19 protein-coding genes and 1 pseudogene are annotated in these 19,460 nt (G+C 40.3%); 4 read left to right on the top strand and 16 right to left on the bottom strand.

The genetic code is table 11. The features are described from left to right. Positions 1-257: 257 nt before the first annotated feature. On the bottom strand, positions 258-2,357 hold the full coding sequence (locus tag V1502_RS06330; protein WP_409253522.1) for an RNA degradosome polyphosphate kinase: 2,100 nt from the start codon (positions 2,355-2,357) through the stop codon (positions 258-260). Between the two features lie 56 nt (positions 2,358-2,413). Continuing rightward, a complete protein-coding gene (gene ppx / locus V1502_RS06325; protein WP_409253521.1) occupies positions 2,414-3,946 on the bottom strand; it encodes an exopolyphosphatase in 1,533 nt (510 codons plus the stop codon). A 292-nt stretch (positions 3,947-4,238) separates the two neighbouring features. Here ppx and V1502_RS06320 point away from each other — a divergent pair, with 292 nt between their 5' ends. Further along, a complete protein-coding gene (locus V1502_RS06320) occupies positions 4,239-4,703 on the top strand; it encodes a YkyB family protein (RefSeq protein ID WP_409253520.1) in 465 nt (154 codons plus the stop codon). A 196-nt stretch (positions 4,704-4,899) separates the two neighbouring features. Here V1502_RS06320 and V1502_RS06315 read toward each other — a convergent pair whose 3' ends face one another. Both V1502_RS06315 and corA read right to left on the bottom strand, forming a co-directional pair. Next, positions 4,900-5,802, bottom strand: a complete 903-nt coding sequence (locus tag V1502_RS06315; protein WP_409253519.1) for a chemotaxis protein — start codon at positions 5,800-5,802, stop codon at positions 4,900-4,902. A 332-nt stretch (positions 5,803-6,134) separates the two neighbouring features. After that, positions 6,135-7,133, bottom strand: coding sequence for a magnesium/cobalt transporter CorA (corA, locus tag V1502_RS06310; RefSeq protein WP_409253518.1), 999 nt, complete (start codon positions 7,131-7,133; stop codon positions 6,135-6,137). Positions 7,134-7,302: 169 nt separating this feature from the next. Here corA and V1502_RS06305 point away from each other — a divergent pair, with 169 nt between their 5' ends. Beyond that, positions 7,303-8,481 (top strand): aminotransferase A, encoded by a 1,179-nt coding sequence (locus tag V1502_RS06305; protein WP_409253517.1) that lies wholly within the window; start codon positions 7,303-7,305, stop codon positions 8,479-8,481. Between the two features lie 40 nt (positions 8,482-8,521). Here V1502_RS06305 and V1502_RS06300 read toward each other — a convergent pair whose 3' ends face one another. Then, positions 8,522-8,701 (bottom strand): hypothetical protein, encoded by a 180-nt coding sequence (locus V1502_RS06300; protein ID WP_409253516.1) that lies wholly within the window; start codon positions 8,699-8,701, stop codon positions 8,522-8,524. Positions 8,702-8,785: 84 nt separating this feature from the next. After that, positions 8,786-9,661: an NAD(P)-dependent oxidoreductase gene (locus tag V1502_RS06295; RefSeq protein ID WP_409253515.1), complete on the bottom strand. Its 876-nt coding sequence runs from the start codon at positions 9,659-9,661 to the stop codon at positions 8,786-8,788. A 493-nt stretch (positions 9,662-10,154) separates the two neighbouring features. Between V1502_RS06295 and V1502_RS06290 the strand changes: the two genes are divergently transcribed. After that, a complete protein-coding gene (locus V1502_RS06290) occupies positions 10,155-10,334 on the top strand; it encodes a hypothetical protein (protein ID WP_409253514.1) in 180 nt (59 codons plus the stop codon). Between the two features lie 144 nt (positions 10,335-10,478). Here the strand turns inward: V1502_RS06290 and ptsP are convergent, their stop codons facing one another. From ptsP to V1502_RS06245, 9 genes and pseudogenes are all read right to left on the bottom strand, one after another. Further along, on the bottom strand, positions 10,479-12,197 hold the full coding sequence (gene ptsP / locus V1502_RS06285; protein WP_409253513.1) for a phosphoenolpyruvate--protein phosphotransferase: 1,719 nt from the start codon (positions 12,195-12,197) through the stop codon (positions 10,479-10,481). Continuing rightward, complete coding sequence (locus tag V1502_RS06280; protein ID WP_006836389.1) at positions 12,197-12,463, bottom strand: phosphocarrier protein HPr; 267 nt, start codon at positions 12,461-12,463, stop codon at positions 12,197-12,199. Before V1502_RS06280 ends, ptsP begins: the two co-directional genes overlap by 1 nt. A 403-nt stretch (positions 12,464-12,866) precedes the next feature. Beyond that, the gene (locus V1502_RS06275) at positions 12,867-13,121 is read right to left on the bottom strand and encodes a hypothetical protein (protein ID WP_409253512.1); all 255 of its coding nucleotides are present in this window, start codon (positions 13,119-13,121) and stop codon (positions 12,867-12,869) included. A gap of 183 nt (positions 13,122-13,304) precedes the next feature. Then, positions 13,305-13,445: pseudogene (locus V1502_RS06270) on the bottom strand (ABC transporter permease); the annotation flags it as partial. Between the two features lie 144 nt (positions 13,446-13,589). Continuing rightward, on the bottom strand, positions 13,590-14,882 hold the full coding sequence (locus V1502_RS06265; RefSeq protein ID WP_409253511.1) for a hypothetical protein: 1,293 nt from the start codon (positions 14,880-14,882) through the stop codon (positions 13,590-13,592). Next, on the bottom strand, positions 14,852-16,045 hold the full coding sequence (locus V1502_RS06260) for a DUF58 domain-containing protein (RefSeq protein WP_409253510.1): 1,194 nt from the start codon (positions 16,043-16,045) through the stop codon (positions 14,852-14,854). The genes V1502_RS06265 and V1502_RS06260 overlap by 31 nt, the downstream gene beginning before the upstream one ends. A 2-nt stretch (positions 16,046-16,047) precedes the next feature. Then, the gene (locus tag V1502_RS06255; protein WP_409253509.1) at positions 16,048-16,980 is read right to left on the bottom strand and encodes an AAA family ATPase; all 933 of its coding nucleotides are present in this window, start codon (positions 16,978-16,980) and stop codon (positions 16,048-16,050) included. Between the two features lie 476 nt (positions 16,981-17,456). Next, positions 17,457-18,191, bottom strand: coding sequence for an SDR family oxidoreductase (locus tag V1502_RS06250; RefSeq protein ID WP_409253508.1), 735 nt, complete (start codon positions 18,189-18,191; stop codon positions 17,457-17,459). Between the two features lie 118 nt (positions 18,192-18,309). Beyond that, positions 18,310-18,504: a hypothetical protein gene (locus V1502_RS06245; protein WP_409253507.1), complete on the bottom strand. Its 195-nt coding sequence runs from the start codon at positions 18,502-18,504 to the stop codon at positions 18,310-18,312. A gap of 276 nt (positions 18,505-18,780) precedes the next feature. On the opposite strand from V1502_RS06245, the gene V1502_RS06240 reads away from it, so the two are divergent. Further along, on the top strand, positions 18,781-18,960 hold the full coding sequence (locus V1502_RS06240) for a YkvS family protein (protein ID WP_409253506.1): 180 nt from the start codon (positions 18,781-18,783) through the stop codon (positions 18,958-18,960). Between the two features lie 350 nt (positions 18,961-19,310). Here V1502_RS06240 and V1502_RS06235 read toward each other — a convergent pair whose 3' ends face one another. Beyond that, positions 19,311-19,436, bottom strand: a complete 126-nt coding sequence (locus V1502_RS06235; protein WP_409253505.1) for a DUF6254 family protein — start codon at positions 19,434-19,436, stop codon at positions 19,311-19,313. Between the last annotated feature and the right edge of the window lie 24 nt (positions 19,437-19,460).

Below are 19,460 nucleotides of genomic sequence, written 5' to 3'. Positions count from 1 at the left end.
TCAACCTTATAGTGCTCTATTTTTAGAGTGTCAGAGAGTACTGGAATAGCAGATGAGGGCAATGGAATTTGCGGACGGAGACAATAAATTCACGAAGCTTTACGCTATGTATATGGTCAGCTGTTTTTACCTTCCGGATGCAGGCGCTATGACTTTTTGAGTTGTATAGGTGCGGCGTGCAAAATTCTTTAACGGCAGTTTTAAATGATAAAGCAATGAACTAAGGCTGTCCGCCGGAGAGCGGACAGCCCCTTACTTCAGTTCTCCAGAATCAAATGCTCATTAGCCTGTCTTTTAAGTTCCTCCTGACTATTAATTGGAGGTTCCCCTTCCCTACGCTGAACATAATGATATTTGCCTTTGGAATCCTGTTTTCTTGCTTTCATATTGTCCATCAATGTCAGGTCCAGAATATCAAGGAGTCTTCTTTTGATACTGCCCTTGTAAATAGGAAACAGGATTTCCACCCGTTTAACCATATTTCTTGTCATCATATCAGCAGAAGATAAATATATTTTCCCTTCACCATTCTGGTGGAAATAGTAGATACGGCTGTGTTCAAGAAATCTCCCTACAATACTGACGACTCTAATGTTCTCACTTACACCTTTGATTCCCGGCCGGAGACAGCAGATCCCCCTGATTATTAAATCAATCTTCACCCCGGCGGATGAGGCTTCATACATCTTCATAATAAGTTCTTTATCTGTCAAAGAATTCATTTTAGCGATGATCCTGCCATTACCATTGGTCTTATGAGATTGGATTTCTTGATCTATTAACTGGATGAATTCATTTCTTATGTCAAATGGAGCTACGACCAAATGATAAAATTCAGGCTTTTGTGTATAGCCGCTAAGATAATTAAAGAAATTTGTAGCATCTATTCCAAACTTCCTCTTTGAGGTGATGATTCCCATATCCGTATACAGCTTTGCGGTCTGGTCATTATAATTTCCTGTCCCCAGATGGACAAAACGGTCAATTCTTCCATGTGTTTTCCTGACGACCAGTGTAATCTTACTATGTGTTTTCAAGTTGTTCATCCCATATATCACATGACATCCAGCTTTTTCAAGTTCTTTTGCCCACTGCACATTATTTTCTTCGTCAAACCTGGCCTTTAACTCCACTAACACTGTTACTTGCTTTCCATTTTCAGCTGCTCTTTTTAACGCTTCGATTACAGGTGAATCTCCGCTTACCCTGTATAAGGTCTGTTTGATTGCCAGCACATTGGGATCTTCTGCCGCAACTGAAACAAAATCCACTATCGGTTCAAAAGACTCATATGGATGATGGAAAAACAAATCTTCAAGAAAGGCCTTTTCAAAAAGATTTTCATGAGAAAGCAAATCACGGGGAGGCTGAGGGATAAACACCTCAAATGACAAGTTTTCACGTTTTTTCTTTAACTGACTGATAAAGCCAAATAAAAAGGTAAGATCTAGAGGACCCTTTACCTTATAGACGTCCATGCTGCCAATTTCAAGTTCACTCAGTAGATAATCAAGAACTTTTTCATTCATCGTTCCCTGTTGTACTTCAAGGCGGACAGCGGCACCCCATTTTCTTTTTTTCAATTCTTTTTCAATTTCAAGCAACAGGTCCCTTGCACCTTCTTCATGAATGGTCATATCCGCATTCCGGGTAATTCTGAACGCGCTGGCAGAACTTACGTTGTACCCTCTGAACACTTTATCAATAAAATGAATAATGACATTCTCAAGGAGGATAAACATTTCTTCTCCCTCATCAGAAGGTAAAGAGATAACCCTGTCAAGTACTGAGGGGACCTGTACAAGCGCTACCTTCTCTCGAGCTTCCTCCTCTTCCGGATTGGGGTGTTCCAGCATGACCACTAAATTAAGACTTTTATTCAACAGCATAGGAAACGGCCGATAGGCATCCACTGCCATCGGTGTGAGTACTGGAAAGATCTGCTCTTCAAAGAAGATTTCCAAATAAGTGAGCTGTTCACGATTTAAGTCATCAACGTCAAGCAAGTGAATTCTTTCCTCATTCAGCTGGGGAATGATTAAGTTTGTAAATGTCTCATCCTGGAGATCGACAAGCTCATGATTCTTTGCTGAAATAGCTTCAAGCTGCTGGACAGGTGTCAATCCTGCTTTGTTTTCAGGCTTGTTATAGTTTGCCTTAACCTGATCCTTCAGTCCGGCCACCCTTACCATGAAGAACTCGTCAAGATTAGAACTGAAAATGGCGAGGAATTTCATTCGTTCAAGCAGAGGATTCTGGTAATCCAATGCTTCTTCCAGTACCCGCTCATTAAAAGCCAGCCAGCTTAATTCCCTGTTATTATAATAGCGAGGCGAGTCATAGCGTTCAGCCTGCATCACACTTTCCCCCTTTCTAGATCCGATGGCTTCGTATTACTATTAAATTCTGTATCTTATTCTATGCTTCTAAATTCAATATCCAACTCGGTTTTAAGAGCTTTTTCCAAGTGTCGCTTTTGTTTTTCAGTCTGATACTGCTCAGCCAAAAAATCCCCTTTGCAGGAAACAATCAAGCTTAGAGAAGCATTTACTCTCTTTACTTCCACTTTTTTCACAATGTTTCTTTTGGTAGCATTCAAACTATATACCAGTTTAAGCAGCGTCCCCATATCCCTTATTTTCTTCAATTCCTCTTTAGTAAACCAGTCAGTAAATGGTTGTAGATACTGCTTCAGTGAAGATCTGCTTTTAAATGACGCAATCCCGGCAAGCTTCACTCTTTCTTTATGGAAAAAACCATTGATCGACCGATTTGCCAGGATATAAAAGGTATGCTGGCTGCTTGATTCTGAATCTATATATTCGCCCAAGTAGTATAGTCCCGCGCTGTACCGTAGTATGTTCAAATCATCCGGCGAAAGATCCATATAGCCCAAGCCGGCAAGCCTTTTTCCAATTTCTGAAGCCAGGAACACCATTTGTTTTGAATGGAATTCGTTTATATCGAATTCATGGTGTAACTCCTTTAAGCTGAGGCTGATGACAGAATTCACATCCCAGCCGGTACCATGCGTCAAGTTAGCCTTCTCGATAATGAGACCTTCCCTTAAACCTTTCCTGCTGACCATAAAATAAGAAGCATCCATATACCGGTATAGCTGATGAAAGACCTCAACTGCCGGGAGGATGATATCCGCTCTGTCCTTTGATAACCCTTCAACTTTTTCTATTTCTTTATATGTAAGAGGAAAAAGCTGATCGCGTATTGAAGCAATGGTATTACCGGAAAGGATATACTGGTGGACTCCTGCAATTTCATAATTTTTCTGCTGCTGATCAATTTGTGCGAGATTCCTCGCACTGCCGCCGACTCCAATAAGGGGAACCCTCTTTCCTTTAAGCCATGGAAGTTTGGAAAATTCTTTATGGAGAAACTGAATAAGGCTGCTCCTTTCTTCTTCCGTAATCGAATTGCCTTTAACGAATTGTGCTTTTAATGAGACGACTCCAAAGGGATAGCTATGAGACTCCTTTAGCTGTCTATTCTCAAAATAAGTAATCTCCGTACTTCCTCCTCCTATGTCAATAGTTAAGGCATTTTCTGCTGGTGTGGTGGAAATGACAGCGAGATACCCATAGTAGGCTTCCTGTTCTTCAGATAATATTTCGATGTCCATACCTGCATCCCTCTTGATGGCAGAAAGAATATCTCTTTTATTTTTTGCCTGTCTGATAGTGGCTGTCGCTACACATCTATAAGAGGCAATTTCATGGAAAGCCAAAATTTCTTTCAGGCTCCTTAATATAGCGAAAAGTTTAGCTTGACCCTCTTCGGACAGCTTCATGTCATCTTGTAAATATGTCCTAAGCCTGGCCACCGTTTTAACATTTTCAATCTCTTTATATCTGCCATCATTGTAATGCTGGTAGATAACAAGCCGGATTGTATTCGATCCTATATCAATAATCGCACTTTTATTCGTCATGATCATCATCCTAATTTTTTAAATAGTTAGCCTTGTCAGGGCCTCCATTACCGGTAACATCCCCTGCCAGGGATACGAATATTCAGAATAGGAAGTCCTCTTAAATTATTTACCTTCTTTGTGTATAGTTTAACCTTAAACTTTTTCCTATTTTATGATAAAGTTATGTAAATGATTATTCGGGGATTATGTCGTATTAATAAAATGTTTATCTATTCGGAACTTTCCAATCATAGAAAAAAAAGGTATAATAGAAAGAAAATATTCCGTTTTAAAGGAAGGAGTCAAAAATTTGAGAAATTCTCAAGATTCATCCCCTCAACCCGCTACAATTAAAAACCTCTCACAAGCTGTTTTCACGGTGAACCGCCACGCTAAAACTGCTATCAATCCTAAATATCTATATTCTTTGAAAAAACAGGCGCTTCAAAAAATGATCAAAGAAGGAAAAGCAACAAAGGTGGGTTTGCACTTTTCCAACAACCCCCGTTTCAGTCAGCAGCAATCAGATGTATTGGTTGACTGCGGCATGTATACTTTTCATATTCCTCCTGCAAAATCTGATTTTGAAAATCTTCCTCACCTTGGGACACTTGATAAATCGATTAGAAATCCAAAGTGCAGAATGAGCCTGAATGAAGCAAAATTGATTTTGGAGAAGTATACTGGCATGAAAGAGAAAAAGGAACCGACCCACAAATCTTATGGGCGTAACTATCAAAAGCCTGTATTCAAACGACTGGGCGATAGTTTTTAGTAAAGGCTATTTTCTAAATATATTAAGTTCAAGAGATATTGCCAGAATTCACAGTATCTTGGTCAGTAAGAAAGAAAAGAGCTATTCACCCTCTTCAGAGAGAACCGACAGCAACAATTTATACGAATACAGCCTCATAAAAAAGAAGCAGAGCTGATAAAATTTCAGCTTTGCTTCTTTTTATGCCGCCATGGCTTTATAAAATATGTTTATCTATCTTTAAGACCAGTTCATTGATTTGTGGTTTGCTTACCTGATCCTTAGCACCTACCCTTTCACCTTTATGCTTAAGATCATCCGTAATCAAAGAGGAGAATATGATCACCGGCAGGTGCCTTAGCTTTGCATCCTCTTTGATCCGCTTCGTCAAATGGTGACCATCCATTTGAGGCATTTCGATATCTGTAATGACAAGATTGACTTCATCTTCTATTTTCCCTTCAGAAGCAAGGGAAACAAGGTAATTATAAGCATCTTTACCGTTTTCAAAAAACTCCACATTTTCATACCCTGCTTCTGTAAGTGTATCGTTCAGGAGTTTTCGGAGAAGAGGAGAATCTTCAGCTGCCACAATTTTTTTAGCCGACCGTACTCTCTTGCCTAGTCTCTTAACTTCCGAGACTTTAATTCCTGAATCCGGATTTACCTCTGCCATAATGCTCTCGAAATCGAGCAGGAGAAGCATGTCTTCACCTTTTTTAATGACACCGATGACTTTAGAACCTGACCCTTGATACATACTGGATGGCTTTTCGATCTGATCCCAGGAAATACGGTGAATCTGGGTGACATTCTCGACATGAAAGACGACTCTGAGCTGATTGAATTCAGCAACTATGTATTTATCTTGCTTGTTGTCACCACGGTCCTGTATCCCCAGAACTTTCATCATATCGATTACCGGAAGCACTTCACCTCGCAGCTGGATGATTCCCTCCATAAAAGAGTGGGCATGAGGTATCACTGTAACAGGGAGCGGCTGTATAATTTCTTTTACTTTAATTACGTTTATTCCATATTTATTGCTTCCGACTTCAAATTCGACAATTTCCAACTCGTTGGTACCGGATTCCAATAAAATCCCTTTATCTTCTACCATTTTTCAGCATCCTTCCTCTATTGCCTGTATTCAAAAATATTATCAGCTTTTCAGGGCGGCTTTCATTGTTTAATGGTTCTTTACGCAAAAAGTTCAGGTGAAAGTTACACTCACTTTCTATATCGGCTTCTAGCCACTCATTATGAAGGCTTCTCCGTTTTTTACTTTTTTGGCTGCAAGTCTGGAATGGGGGTCACCTATTTTAATATCTGACCAAGAAAATTTCTGTGAATTCTGCCTTATCTCTTGAACTTACTAGTAAATAGCTACAAAGAGATTTAGAAAAGAGCCAAACAAAAAGCTCCCCTCTGCAAGGGAGCTGGAACAGCTAATTACCTCAACCTTATTTTCCGGCGCTTCTTCTTTCTTCTCATTCCAAAATGGAGCCAGCCGATCTTCACAAAGAATGCAAACATTCCAAGCGCAATGACCCCCATGACGCCTAGTACGATGAAATAAGCATTTCTTTCATCCAATTCAGGCATATACGCAAAATTCATTCCATATAAGCCGGCTATGAATGTCAGGGGCATAAATATAGTAGTGATGACAGTCAATGTCATCATAATATTATTCATTTTATCTGAATTGATGGATAAGTAATTGTCCCTGATGTCAGAGGAAAACTCTCTGTAAGATTCGAGCATTTCTACCAGCTTTAATAAATGATCATAAACATCATTGTAATAGAGTTGATGTTCTTTCAGGAAATTCAACCTACCTGAGTTCAATATCCTGTACAACAGGTCCCTCATTGGAATCAGGGACCTGCGCAGCTTTGACATATCATGCCTGATATCAAACAGCTTCTCCATCATTTCGGAAGTATTGGAGTTTTCCAGCACATCCTCTACTTGATTCAAACTGTCTTCAATCCTGTACACGAGGGGGAAGAATTCATCCACAAGTCCATCAATGATTTCATGCATGATATTATAAGTGGTGTACTGCTTCCCGCTATTCATTTCCGTTGTTCTTCTCCAGATTCTTTCCACAACTTTAACAGGACGTTTATGGAATGTCACGATAAAACGATCGCTGACAAACATATTGACTTCATGAAAATCAAGTGATTTTTGATCCATAGTGTGGAGGAGGAGAAAAAAATAGTCATCATAAAAATCCAGTTTTGGCCTCTCTGTGAAATCTTCTATGCAGTCTTCCACAGCTAATGGGTGAAAATCGAAAAAATCACGGAGCATCTTCACCTCATCCTTATCTGGCTGGTCAAAATCTACCCAGTACCACATAACATTCTCTTTTTTTACCTCTTCAACGGGAACATTTTTCATTACGTTCCCATCCTTATTTACAATTGTTGTTCGTATCATCGTAGACTCCCTGATCTTAATAATTGATGCTTCCAGTAGTAATTAAGTGTATCTTTAATTATTTACTACTTATCATTACCCCTTTATCTTTTGTGCTAATCTTTAATATCGTTTTAAACCCTTAAACATGGTAAAATATGAAGCAAGTTTGAAAGAGAAGGTGTTAATCATGGAACATTTAATCAATAAACAAGTTCAGGAAATTGAAATCTCGGGTATCCGAAAGTTTTTCAATATGGTTGCAGATATTGAAGGTATGATATCCCTTACCCTGGGACAGCCTGATTTCCCCACCCCACCTCATGTAAAAGACGCGGCCAAGACGGCGATAGACGAGGGGTATACCACTTACACCCATAATGCAGGTTATCTGGAGTTAAGGGAAGCGGCATCCGGCTTCTATAAGAACAAATATAATGCTTCCTTTGATCCCTCTTCAGAAGTTATCATCACAAACGGAGCTTCACAAGGAATTGATTCGAGCTTGAGAACGATTTTGAATTCCGGCGATGAAGTCATTTTGCCTGGGCCTGTATACCCGGGATACGAACCCATAATCCGACTATGCGGTGCATCCCCTGTGTTTGCTGATACGGCCTCGAATGGGTTCAAGCTCGATGCAGGGATCATCAAACAATACATAACAAGCAAAACGAAGTGCATTATCCTTCCGTATCCTTCAAACCCAACTGGTGTAAGCCTTACAGCACGGGAGTTAAAAGAAATTGCGGAACTGATACGAGGGAAAGAGATATTCATTCTCGCTGATGAAATTTACAGTGAATTGACATATGACCGTGAACACATATCTATGGCCTCATTCCTGAAAGAACAGACCATTGTGATTAACGGCTTATCAAAGTCACATTCAATGACGGGCTGGAGGATAGGGATGATTTTCGCCCCTGCTTACCTCGCCAAACATATATTAAAAGTCCATCAATACAATGTCTCCTGCGCTTCCTCCATATCTCAAAGAGCCGCAATTGAGGCGTTGACAATAGGAATAAATGATCCTGATGAAATGAAGAACGAATATAAAAAGCGAAGGGACTTTGTAGCAGAAAGGTTAACAGAAATGGGCTTTGATGTGGTTTTACCAGATGGAGCTTTTTACTTCTTTGTTAAAATCCCTGAATATTTTAAGGTTGATTCGTTTACGTTTGCTCTCACACTGGCTCAAAAATATAAGGCAGGAGTCGTCCCGGGCAACAGTTTTTCATCATTAGGGGAAGGCTTTTTCCGTCTCTCTTACGCCTGTTCAATGGAAGAGCTTCAAATAGGAATGGAAAGACTGGGAGCTTACGTAAAGGATGCCAAATCGCTTGCAGGGCATAACCGCTCATAACAAAAAAGGACCTATTTCGGTCCTTTTTTGTTTCATGAAGTTATTGCCCCTTATATTTACCGTTATTTTTTGAAGCCTTTTCTTTTTTGGCTTTGTCTTTATGAATTTTGTTTGCAGCTGCACTTCCAAATTCATGAGCGAATTCTTCATTCAAAACAGCTGAATCAAAGCCTTTTTTATTCTTTTGGTCCGCATCATTCTTTTTTGTACGTTTAGCCATCTGATCATCCTCCAACATTTACATTCATACGGCTGCATTAATAAGAGCCTGCCGTCATGTTATTTTTTGAAGATAGGATGAGGTTTATTCTTTCCATAATTTTATTAAGGCCTGCGTACCGTCATTTTCAGCTCCTTTAGACTTGAGCTCCTCATACAATTCTTTTGCTAGTGATAAACCCGGAAGTGACAATTCCATTCTTTCAGCTTCATCAATGGCAATGCCCATATCTTTTATAAAGTGCTTCACAAAAAAACCTGGCTCAAAATTGCCGGCAATCATCCTTGGTGCAAGATTAGACAGAGACCAACTCCCTGCAGCTCCTCCTGAAATTGTCATCAGCACTTCTTCTAAATTTAAACCTGCTCGTTCGGCATAGACCAATGCTTCACAAACACCGATCATATTGGTAGCAATGGCGATTTGATTGGCCATTTTCGTGTGCTGCCCAGTTCCTGCTACCCCATGATAGCGGATGTTTTCCCCAAAGGTTTCTAATAGAGGTTTCACTTTCTCGAAAACTTCCTCGTCGCCTCCAACCATAACAGAAAGTGTCCCATTTCTTGCTCCAGTATCTCCTCCGGAAACAGGAGCATCGAGTATATGTATATCCCTGGATTTTGCCTTATGGTAAATTTCATGTGCAAGGCTGGGGTTGGATGTAGTCATATCAATGGCTATCAGGCCCTTTTTTCCATTCTTCACGACTCCATTATCACCTAAGTAAATTTCTTTAACGTCCTGTGGGTATCCGACTATAGTAAAAAGAACATCAACAGTAGAAGCAAGTGCGGCCGGTGATGTACTCCATTCGGCACCCTGATCAAGAAGCTCCTGTGCTTTTGCTTTTGTCCTAGTGTAGACATGAAGATTATTATATTTTTTCATGAGATGAAGAGCCATACTTTTACCCATTACCCCAGTACCTATGAAGCCGACTTTTAGAGTCTTTGTATCCATTGTTTTCCTCCCAGGATTTTTAAGTTAATTATAACTAAATCTTCCAGTGACCTGAAATAAAAAACTTCTTGTTGAAAAAGGAATGGGGTTCCTGCATCAGAGGTCCGGGCTGAGGAGCAGAAAGAGGGCTATCCTGCTTGTTTCCGAATTCTATTTTTAAGCTGTATTCGAATATAGTTTTGCTTTATAAACTAGCTTGTTGGTTTCCCTTGCAGTTGGGCGACTTCCTTTCGTTAAAGACTAACAATATCCACATACTACTAGGAGTAGAAACCGTGACATGCTCTGTTAGTTGTTATTGTTGTTAATCGGCTATCAGTAGGAAGATTACCTTTCATACCCGGCATCGTTTTGATGCTAATTTGCCTTGTTTCCTTTTGGGTGCGCGACTCCAATCAACCGTACTCTTATACTTCCAAAACCTACAGTCTTTAACCAGAAGACGTGATGGCCTGTTTACGCTCCCAAAACCACTTTACAAGATGACAACAAAATGCTTATTAAAAGAGAACAAAAAAAAGGACCTGCAAATGCAGGCCCAAAGGAAAAGGGGGTTGTAAAAAGAGAATCTCCAACTTTATGCTTACTAATAGAATACCCTGATTATAAAAGGTTAAACCTTTTTTCAAAAAAAGTTTTGATATTTTTTCTCTTTAAAAAAGCGCTTACATGAATTATAATGTTTTATGGAAGACAAAAAGAAAACCAGGTGCGTCAACACCTGGAAAAATAGGGGGAAATGAGAATGAAAAGGCTGAATAAGTCTACTGCTGATGTAGTACTTGTTTACCCTCATTTCACCATTTAAATCTTCTTTTTATAAATTAATCGCTTTTTTGACAGCTTCGATTACACTGTCGTTTGTATCAAGCTCTAGTACTTCATTTGCAAGAGTTTCCATCTCTGATTTGCTCAGATTACGGATTTGGGAACGTGCCTTCAGGATCGAAGTGGCACTCATAGAGAACTCATCTAGTCCCAGTCCAAGGAGGATAGGGATTGCGATTTCATCGCCTGCCATTTCTCCGCACATACCGGCCCATTTTCCTTCTTTATGGGCTGCGTCGATCACCATTTTCACCAGACGCAGAATTGCCGGGTTATATGGCTGGTACAAGTAAGAAACCTGCTCGTTCATGCGGTCTGCAGCCATTGTATATTGAATAAGGTCATTTGTTCCGATTGAGAAGAAATCAACCTCTTTGGCAAACACATCTGCCATAACAGCCGTCGATGGAATTTCGACCATGATACCGATTTCGATTTTATCAGCGACTTTTTCGCCTGCTTCAACCAATTTAGACTTTTCTTCTTCCAAGATGGATTTAGCTTCTCTGAATTCATTGAGGTTGGAAATCATCGGGAACATGATCTTTAAATTTCCATAACTGCTTGCCCTTAACAATGCTCTTAATTGGGTACGGAAAATGCTTTGCTCATCAAGGCAAAGGCGAATCGCACGATATCCCAGGAAAGGGTTCATCTCTTTAGGAAGATCAAGATATGGAAGTTCCTTGTCTCCTCCGATATCTAACGTCCTTACCACTACAGGCTTTTCTCCCATTCCTTCCAGAACAGCCTTATACGCCTCAAATTGTTCCTCTTCACTAGGAAGTTCGTTTCTTCCCATGTATAGAAACTCTGTACGATATAGGCCGACTGCTTCTCCGCCATTATTGATGACACCTTCTAAATCTTTTGGTGTACCAATATTTGCAGCAAGCTCTACATGAGTACCGTCAGCAGATACAGTTTTTTCATTCACAAGTTTCGCCCATTCGGCTTTTTGCTTCTCATACTGCTCGTGTTCCTTTTTATACTGGTCGACCACTTCTTGTGTTGGATTAATATGTACTTCCCCATTCAACCCATCCACAATAACAAGATCGCCGTTTTGGATTTGAGAAGTCACTTCTTTTGTCCCTACTACAGCCGGGATTTCCATGGAACGCGCCATGATAGCTGAGTGGGACGTTCTTCCGCCGATGTCGGTAGTGAATCCTTTAACAAACTCCCTGTTAAGCTGGGCAGTATCTGAAGGTGTCAAATCTTCTGCAATAATAATGACTTCTTCTGTAATCATACTCGGATTTGATACCTGGACACCAAGGAGATGTGAAAGAACACGTTTCGTAACGTCACGGATGTCCGCTGCACGCTCTCTCATATACTCATTATCCATGCTCTCGAACATGGAAACGAACATATCAGCCGTCTCTTTAAGGGCCGTTTCTGCATTTACGTTTTCATTACTGATTTTATCTTCTATAGGTGCAATTAACTCAGGATCACTGAGAACAAGTAAATGGGCATCAAAAATTGCCGCTTTATCGGCACCAAGGTCTTCATTTGCTTTCTCTCTGATTGTTTCCAATTCAGATTTAGAAGTCGCTAGTGCTTCCTTAAAACGGTTTACTTCTGCCTCTGTGTCGCCTACTTCCTTCCTTTCAACTGAAAGGTCAGGCTCTACTAGAAGATAGGCTTTTGCAATGGCGATGCCATTTGATGCTGCAATTCCTTTTAGCATGCTTGACATTACTCTGCAAGTCCTTCTTTTTTCAGTGTTTCTTCCAGGCTGTTCAATGCTTCTTCCTCATCGCTTCCTTCAGTGATGATTGTGATATCTGCACCTTTGCCTACACCTAGAGACATAACACCCATGATTGATTTTAAGTTTACTTTCTTCTCCTTGTATTGCAAGTGAACTTCAGAATCAAATTTGCTTGCTGTTTGAACAAGAAGTGTTGCAGGACGTGCGTGGATTCCTGTATCCGCTGTTACTGTGAATTGTTTTTGTGCCATAATAGATCTTCTCCTTAACTATTGTTTATTTTCAGCTTTTATATTCAAATGGAGAAAAAACAGAAAGTTCCCTCAACATTTAAACTAAATACCGCTAGAATACGGATTGAATATAAGCCTTTTCAATTTAAAAGAATAGCATGCAAATTGAACTTTAACAATTGTAAAGCATGATATTTTTATTATTTTCATAAATTAGACATCTTATGACCAAAATCAGGCATTTCCTTACCATTAATTTTGGACTTTACAATGCGGCTTTACAATAGATTTCCCTCGACAGCCTGAATTAAACGTTCATGTCTCGTGATACACGAAAAAACGCCTGAAAAAATCAGGCGCGCATTCCCTTTCTGCGTCTTCTCCTATATAAACAGCTGACATGCAATTCACCAGCTGCGCCTCACACTCTTTGTTTATTGTTTACAATAGCGTTATAACTGATTTTGGCCTTGGCAATTGTTCCTTGAAGTGCAGTTTCGTGAACCTCTGTAATGCCGGCATATATATTGACAAGATCACAGACACACCTCGACAGTAATTCTGCAGCATTCTTCAAATCTTTTTCCCTGTAATGAGCCTCATCCCTCAGCAGTTCTTCAATGATATCCAGTGCAATGCTTTTAACTTTCAGCGCCTGCTCCACTTCTATGTTCACTTTTCCTGCTCCTTTCTAGTTTTTCTATTCTACTAAATCCTATGCTGAAGAAAAAAAGAATAGAACACATAGAAAAGATGATCATCCGCGAAGCTTCTGTCTTCTGTATACGCTGTATTCGAATAGATTGTGCAATCGGAAAAAAGGGCTTATCTAGCTGAACAAGGTGACTGTCAGTTAAACACTTCCCATGATTCTGAGCAGAATGGGGATATGATATTCAATTGCAAGGGAAGGACCTACTCTGGATAGGATTTCCCCTGTCATCATTCCCGGCCGAAACACCATTCCCATACCGAACATATTATTAATGGTCGGCAGATGTGAAATCCAATGCGCTTTCTCTGATATTTACTTGTTTACACCTTTGCAGAAAACCCGTTAAATAAGAAATACACTGCTTTTAATTCTAATCCCTTGGCTGCCGAATTAACCCTTTCCACCAAAAACCGAAGCCGTAAACCTCCCTTATACTCTGTTTTCACCATCGACTTGATTTATCTTGAAGGTCACTCTCTCTACAGACTGTTTAAAACAGGCCACTTTGTCAGCACTAACATCTTTATTCCCATATCTGACTTCTTCATAAATCGAATAAAATTCCTTTCCTTCATGGAACCCCAGTCTGGAGCACCATTCCTGCAGGGTCTCACCATTTAATCGGTACATCCCTTTTTGTTCAGCCAATTTTTCCAAAGAAAAGATGCTTTTTCTGATTTCACTGTTTGCCCTGGAGTACCCTGTATGATGCGCCTGGTTTTCACGGGCTGAAAATTCCGGTTCCTTGAATGAAGAGTAACCGGCATATTTCGATGAGTCTTCAGGCTCGGTCCACCCTTTATCCCTGTATCGTTTCCATATATACAGAAGGATGGTGATGACCAGCACCCCAATCAATGCCTCATCCCACCAAGCGAATGAGAGTTCTCCGCCTTTCTCCACCTGTTCCTGGGTAACTTCGTAAGGCATTTCTTTAAGAGAATTTTTCATTGATTCGAGTTCCTCTGCGCCCTTTGGGGACAGAAACCCCAGCAAGCTGTTAATCAATATCCAAATGGGATCTATCAGAAAAGATATAGACCAGAAAAATCCCTTGAAGGCTTTATTTATTAGATTGCTGACTGCTTCATTTGCAAAACCGAGAATGACTACAAAACCTGATAATCCTGCCAAATAAATTAAAGGCAGCTTAGCTGATTTTGTCCTTGTCAATTTCTTGGAGTGTTCTGTACTTTCAACATACCTGACGATGTAAGTACCACCGCTATAAACAAGCATACCACTGACAAAAATGAACAGAATGATCTCGGCAGGCTGTCTATGATATATATTCTGGTAGACATAGGATATGAGGGACACCGTCAACAACCCCATCATAAAGCCGCCGCTGATTTCAAAATGTGAATCTCTTTCCTCCTCCAGGTGAGTTGTGATTCGCCAATGCAGCAGGAACAGAATCATGATGGATAACCACCAAGGGAGCCCCAGAAAGAACTGTCCTATCAGAAATAGAGTGCCTCCTGACCCTGCGAAAAATATATTAACCATTCTGCTGGATCCCAATCCCATCCATACTAAGGGAAGCGCAATGAGAATCGATAACAAAACAAATGGAACGCAGTTTGACATAAATGTATACTCACTTGTAAAAAAAGTGAGTATCGCCAGCAGAATCAAAGCATCCGCAATCACCTTAACGTATACTCTGGCAAGGTACGCATTCTTTCTTCTTACGCGAATTTCCTGCTTTGCTGTTTCCATGCTTGCAAAACTCCTTGTCCATTAAGATACTCCAACTGGAAAACAGACACATCCCGTTTTCCCATGACGGATAATAGTCTTTCACTTTCATGGTCCTGGTTCCCTATTGAAATCAATACAGGCGGAACCTGGTGATGCATGATCAAGTATTGGTACATCAAGCTATAAGGAAATGTGACATCATCCGCCGAAAGGACGGAAAGCATTTCGAGGGCTCTTTGTCTTTGCTTTTTTCCTTCTCCAATAGGCAGGTAATAAAATGGAGTTTTATTTAAAGACCTGACGTTTATGGCAAGGGAGAAAGGAATATCGTTCTTTGCCGCCATTTCCAATATATAGGCCGTTCTTTCGATCAAATCTTCCAAATCGCTCGTAATTGAGTAATGAGCAGAAATGTTAAGGGTAATCAGCCAGTTTCGGCTTGTTGCCGGGGAGTTCACTTTTGTCTGCAGCGACTGCATCCTGGCAGTGGCTTTCCAGTTAATATTGGCAAAACTGTCTCCAGGAGCATAATCTCTAGTACCCACCGGCTGGAAAGGATCACTGAATAATGAATTGTGAACAGTAAATGTTCCCTGGCTCTTTGTATGTGCAGAGGTAAACCCGTCTACAGGCTTACTGCGCGGAAATACAAGAATTTCTGCTTTAACATGCTTCTTGTATTCCATATGTACCCCGCCGCTGCCAAACAGATTGGGGATATCAACGGTAAGTTTCTCTATTCTAGCCAGGCCCCTTCTTTGCGCTTCAACAGGAAATCTGACTTCAATCATTTCATTTTTGCTGATGGAGAAAGGGATCCTCATTTCAATCATTCCACCAGGAAATTCATCAAACTCCACCCCTAGAGGAAGAACGACATCACTGAATCGGAGGATGAGGGAACCGTTTAAAAGGGGCACTCCTTTATTCTCAAATTTAAAGGACCACTCTCCCCGATCTCCTTTATTGAATTTCTCCCTGTTTCTCTGGTTCTTAAAAGTCAGCTTGACTCCTGCATGGTTAAGGTAAACCTGTGAACCGTAAAAGAGAGAAAACGCCACCAGGAAGACCGACATCAACAATAAATTCTGAAAAATCAATCCGACCAGTGAGAGGAACAGACTTAAAAAGAGAAAGGCCGGGAGTATATGGGAATCGGTTGTTTCTCTATTCCATTCCACCATCAAACCCTCGATTCAACTGGAACGACTATTTCTTCCAACAACTCATTCATCACGCGTTCATTCGTTTTGGTCAGCGAAGCTTCAGGAGTAAGGGAAATTCTGTGGCTGAGTACATACGAGGCCACTTTTTTAACGTCTTCAGGAACAACATAATTCCTTTCATTCACATAAGCCATACCTTGGGAAGCACGCAATAACGCCAAGCTTGCCCGGGGGCTTACCCCTAACTCGATCAACTCATGCTGCCTGGTTTTTCGTGCAATCTGTAATATGTATGATTCTATGTCTTCAGACACATGTATACCTTTCACTTGCTTGGAACACTCCTTAAGCTCCTCTGGAGTAATAACCGGTTGTATGTCATCAAGCGGCTGCTGGTCCCTGAATCTCCTTAACATTTCTCTTTCACTATCAAATTCAGGATAAGAAATGGGGATTTTCATCAGGAATCTGTCCAGCTGGGCTGCCGGAAGCGGAAAAGTACCTTGTTGGGATTCCACTGGGTTCTGTGTAGCCAGTACAATGAAAGGCTCCTCCAGCTTTAATGTTTTACCTTCAATGGTTACCTGCTTTTCCTCCATGACTTCCAGGAGACTGGATTGAGTCCTCGGTGTTGCCCTGTTAATTTCATCAGCAAGAAGAACATTTGTGACTACTGGACCCGGACGCAGTTCAAACTCTTTTTCTTTAGGATTAAAGTATTGTATACCGGTTACATCACTTGGAAGGACATCCGGAGTGAACTGGATTCTGCAGAAACTGGATTGGATGCACCCGGCAAACGTCTTGGCTAGCATGGTTTTACCAGTGCCTGGAACACTCTCGAATAGTATATGCCCACCCTGCAAGAGGGCAATGCTTAACAACTCTGCTTCTTTATCCATATCAATCATGACTTTACCGATTTCTTTTTTCAGCTTATGGACAAACATTTATACTCCCCCATTCTATCTTGGTTACATTATATCAAAAGAATATACTCAATTTTATAACATTTCCAAATATTTTCCACAATCCTTTTTAAGAGTCCACAACATTTCAATCTGTATCCATAAACAAGACACTGCACTCTAATGCAAGTTCAGCTTTTTTATTATTACTGCATTTTGGGGACAAAGAAATAACCTAATAATCATCACCCCCATGGAATGAGGGCCTCTTGAGTAAATGTCGCAGTCAATGCACAAAAGCAAAGTAAAAAGAAGCAGCTGCTGAAACTGCTTCTTTCTGTGACTCGACTTTTACAAAACATTTAACCTATTTCAAAACCACATATAAAGTGATCTCCTATGATGAAATAACCACCATTGGGGGGAGTCTTTCATGTTTTGGAACATCACCTTTTGCCTTTTTTTGTTGTTACAATAGGCATTTTCAATATCTTGCTGTTACGGAAATAGTAAGGCAATCAATGTTCATAGATCATTTTTCTTGTCATCCCGCCATCAATGACTAGGTTCTCCCCGTTTATAAAATTATTTTCCTCGCTGCATAAGAAAAGACATGCCCGTGCTACGTCTTCCGGTTTACCGACCCGGTTGGAAGGATGCTGAGTATGATCTACTTCTCTCAGTTCTGCATAATTTCCTGTCTCGATCCACCCGGGACTGATACTATTAACCCGGATATTATACTCACTTAGCGTGATGGCCAGAGCATGTGTTAGTGAAAAGATTCCGCCTTTGCTCGCTGAATAGGCCTCCGTATGTGCTTCTGACATGGATGCCCGGGTAGAAGCCATATTGATAATGCATCCGCCCATATCTTTCATAAGCGGTGCTGCTTCTTTGGAAAAGTAGAACACACTACTCAGATTAGTTGCAATCACTTCATTCCAGTCATTTTCCTCCATGTCCCAGAAATTCTTAAACTTGGAGATCCCCGCATTGTTAATCAAGATGTCTACTTTCTCATATGTTTCTTTGATTTCATTGAATAACTTTTTCACTTCCGTGTAATTTCCTACATCACATTTTTTAAAAATGACCCTCTTACCGGATTCATCTATCTTTAGTGATAGTTGAAGACCTTGTTCTTCCTTTTTATCAACAAGGATTACTGTATAATCTTTCTTGAAGAACTCTTTTACAATTGCTTTGCCAATCCCATTGGCACCGCCTGTCACTATCGCCACTTTGCTCATCTGGAAGCCCTCCTTCCCTTTTCATTTTTCCATTATTCTTTTTCCGTAAACGTCTCTGGGTCTCCTTGTGCACACGCATGCAATTTCAGACAAAAAGTCTGCCCTATGCAGGCAGACTTTAACTTCTCGGATTATCCATATACGTATAAACAATATCTCCACCCTGTTGTGCGATCCCGCGAAAGTGCTTGAAATCATGTTGACTGACCAAGATCTTTCTGAATTGTAAAAAATCAGATTTTTGCACCCTGAATTCATCTATGCTTTTATTTCTTAATTCATCGAGAATGGCTGAAATCTCTTTTTCATCCATGTTAAAGACTCCTTTCAAATTCCATAAATGTTGCATAAGGAACAATAGTCTAAAATAACTTTTTTTACATTTTTATTTTATCACCCACACGGTATGTATGGGAATATATTAGGCCTTTTCTCTACATGGAAGCAACAAAAGCATAAAAATTATTGTTTATTTTAATAATTTACAGATTATTAGAATAATATTATGATAAAGTTCTTTACCTTTTAGCATTTTTAAGGCAAACTGTAATTAATTGTTTCTGAAACTTTTGACAAAGGAGAGATATTTGTGAAAAAAGCCGAAGTAGGTAATCTTATAGAGTTTAAAGATGGCTTAAAAGGCATCGTTGAAAAAGTAAATGAAAACTCCGTTATCGTCGACCTTACATTCATGGAAAATTACCGTGATCTTGAGCTCGAGGAAAAAACAGTTGTCAACCATAAGAACTATAAAATTTTAGAAGCATAACAAACTGCAGCCTGGTATCGCACTATTGGATACCAGGCTTTTTCCTTCATCTTAACTAAAGATGCCATGTTTACGAGTTCCTTGATGCTGTATTCATTGCTTCGGTGAAAGTCGTGGCGCCAGGCTAGCTTTTTGACAGCCTATGCACCCTCTTTTGACGTTGAGCATGTCCCCGAGCCAGCTCTTTGACGGCATCTACATCCTCTTTTAACGTTGTGCATGTCCCAAAGCTAGCTCTTTGACGGCATATACTCACCTATCTTTATGAAGAGCATGTACCCCAGCTGGCTCTTTGAAGACATATCCACCTTCAAGCTCTCAACCATTAAGATTTCCAACGTCTGTTTGGGTTATTGTTTGCCTTTGGTGATACTCTCTCCTTCCAGCTCTTTAAAGGATTCCACCTTCCCATGAGGGTGCTGGTCCTGCTTTCTGACATTCCATTGCCTTTCTTTTTCATGCTTTGATTTTGTCATGTTCACAACCTCCTTTTCAGTCTT

Source organism: Rossellomorea sedimentorum, from assembly GCF_046237645.1.
Classification (GTDB): domain Bacteria; phylum Bacillota; class Bacilli; order Bacillales; family Bacillaceae_B; genus Rossellomorea; species Rossellomorea sedimentorum.
This window is presented reverse-complemented; position numbering and strand designations above follow the sequence as displayed.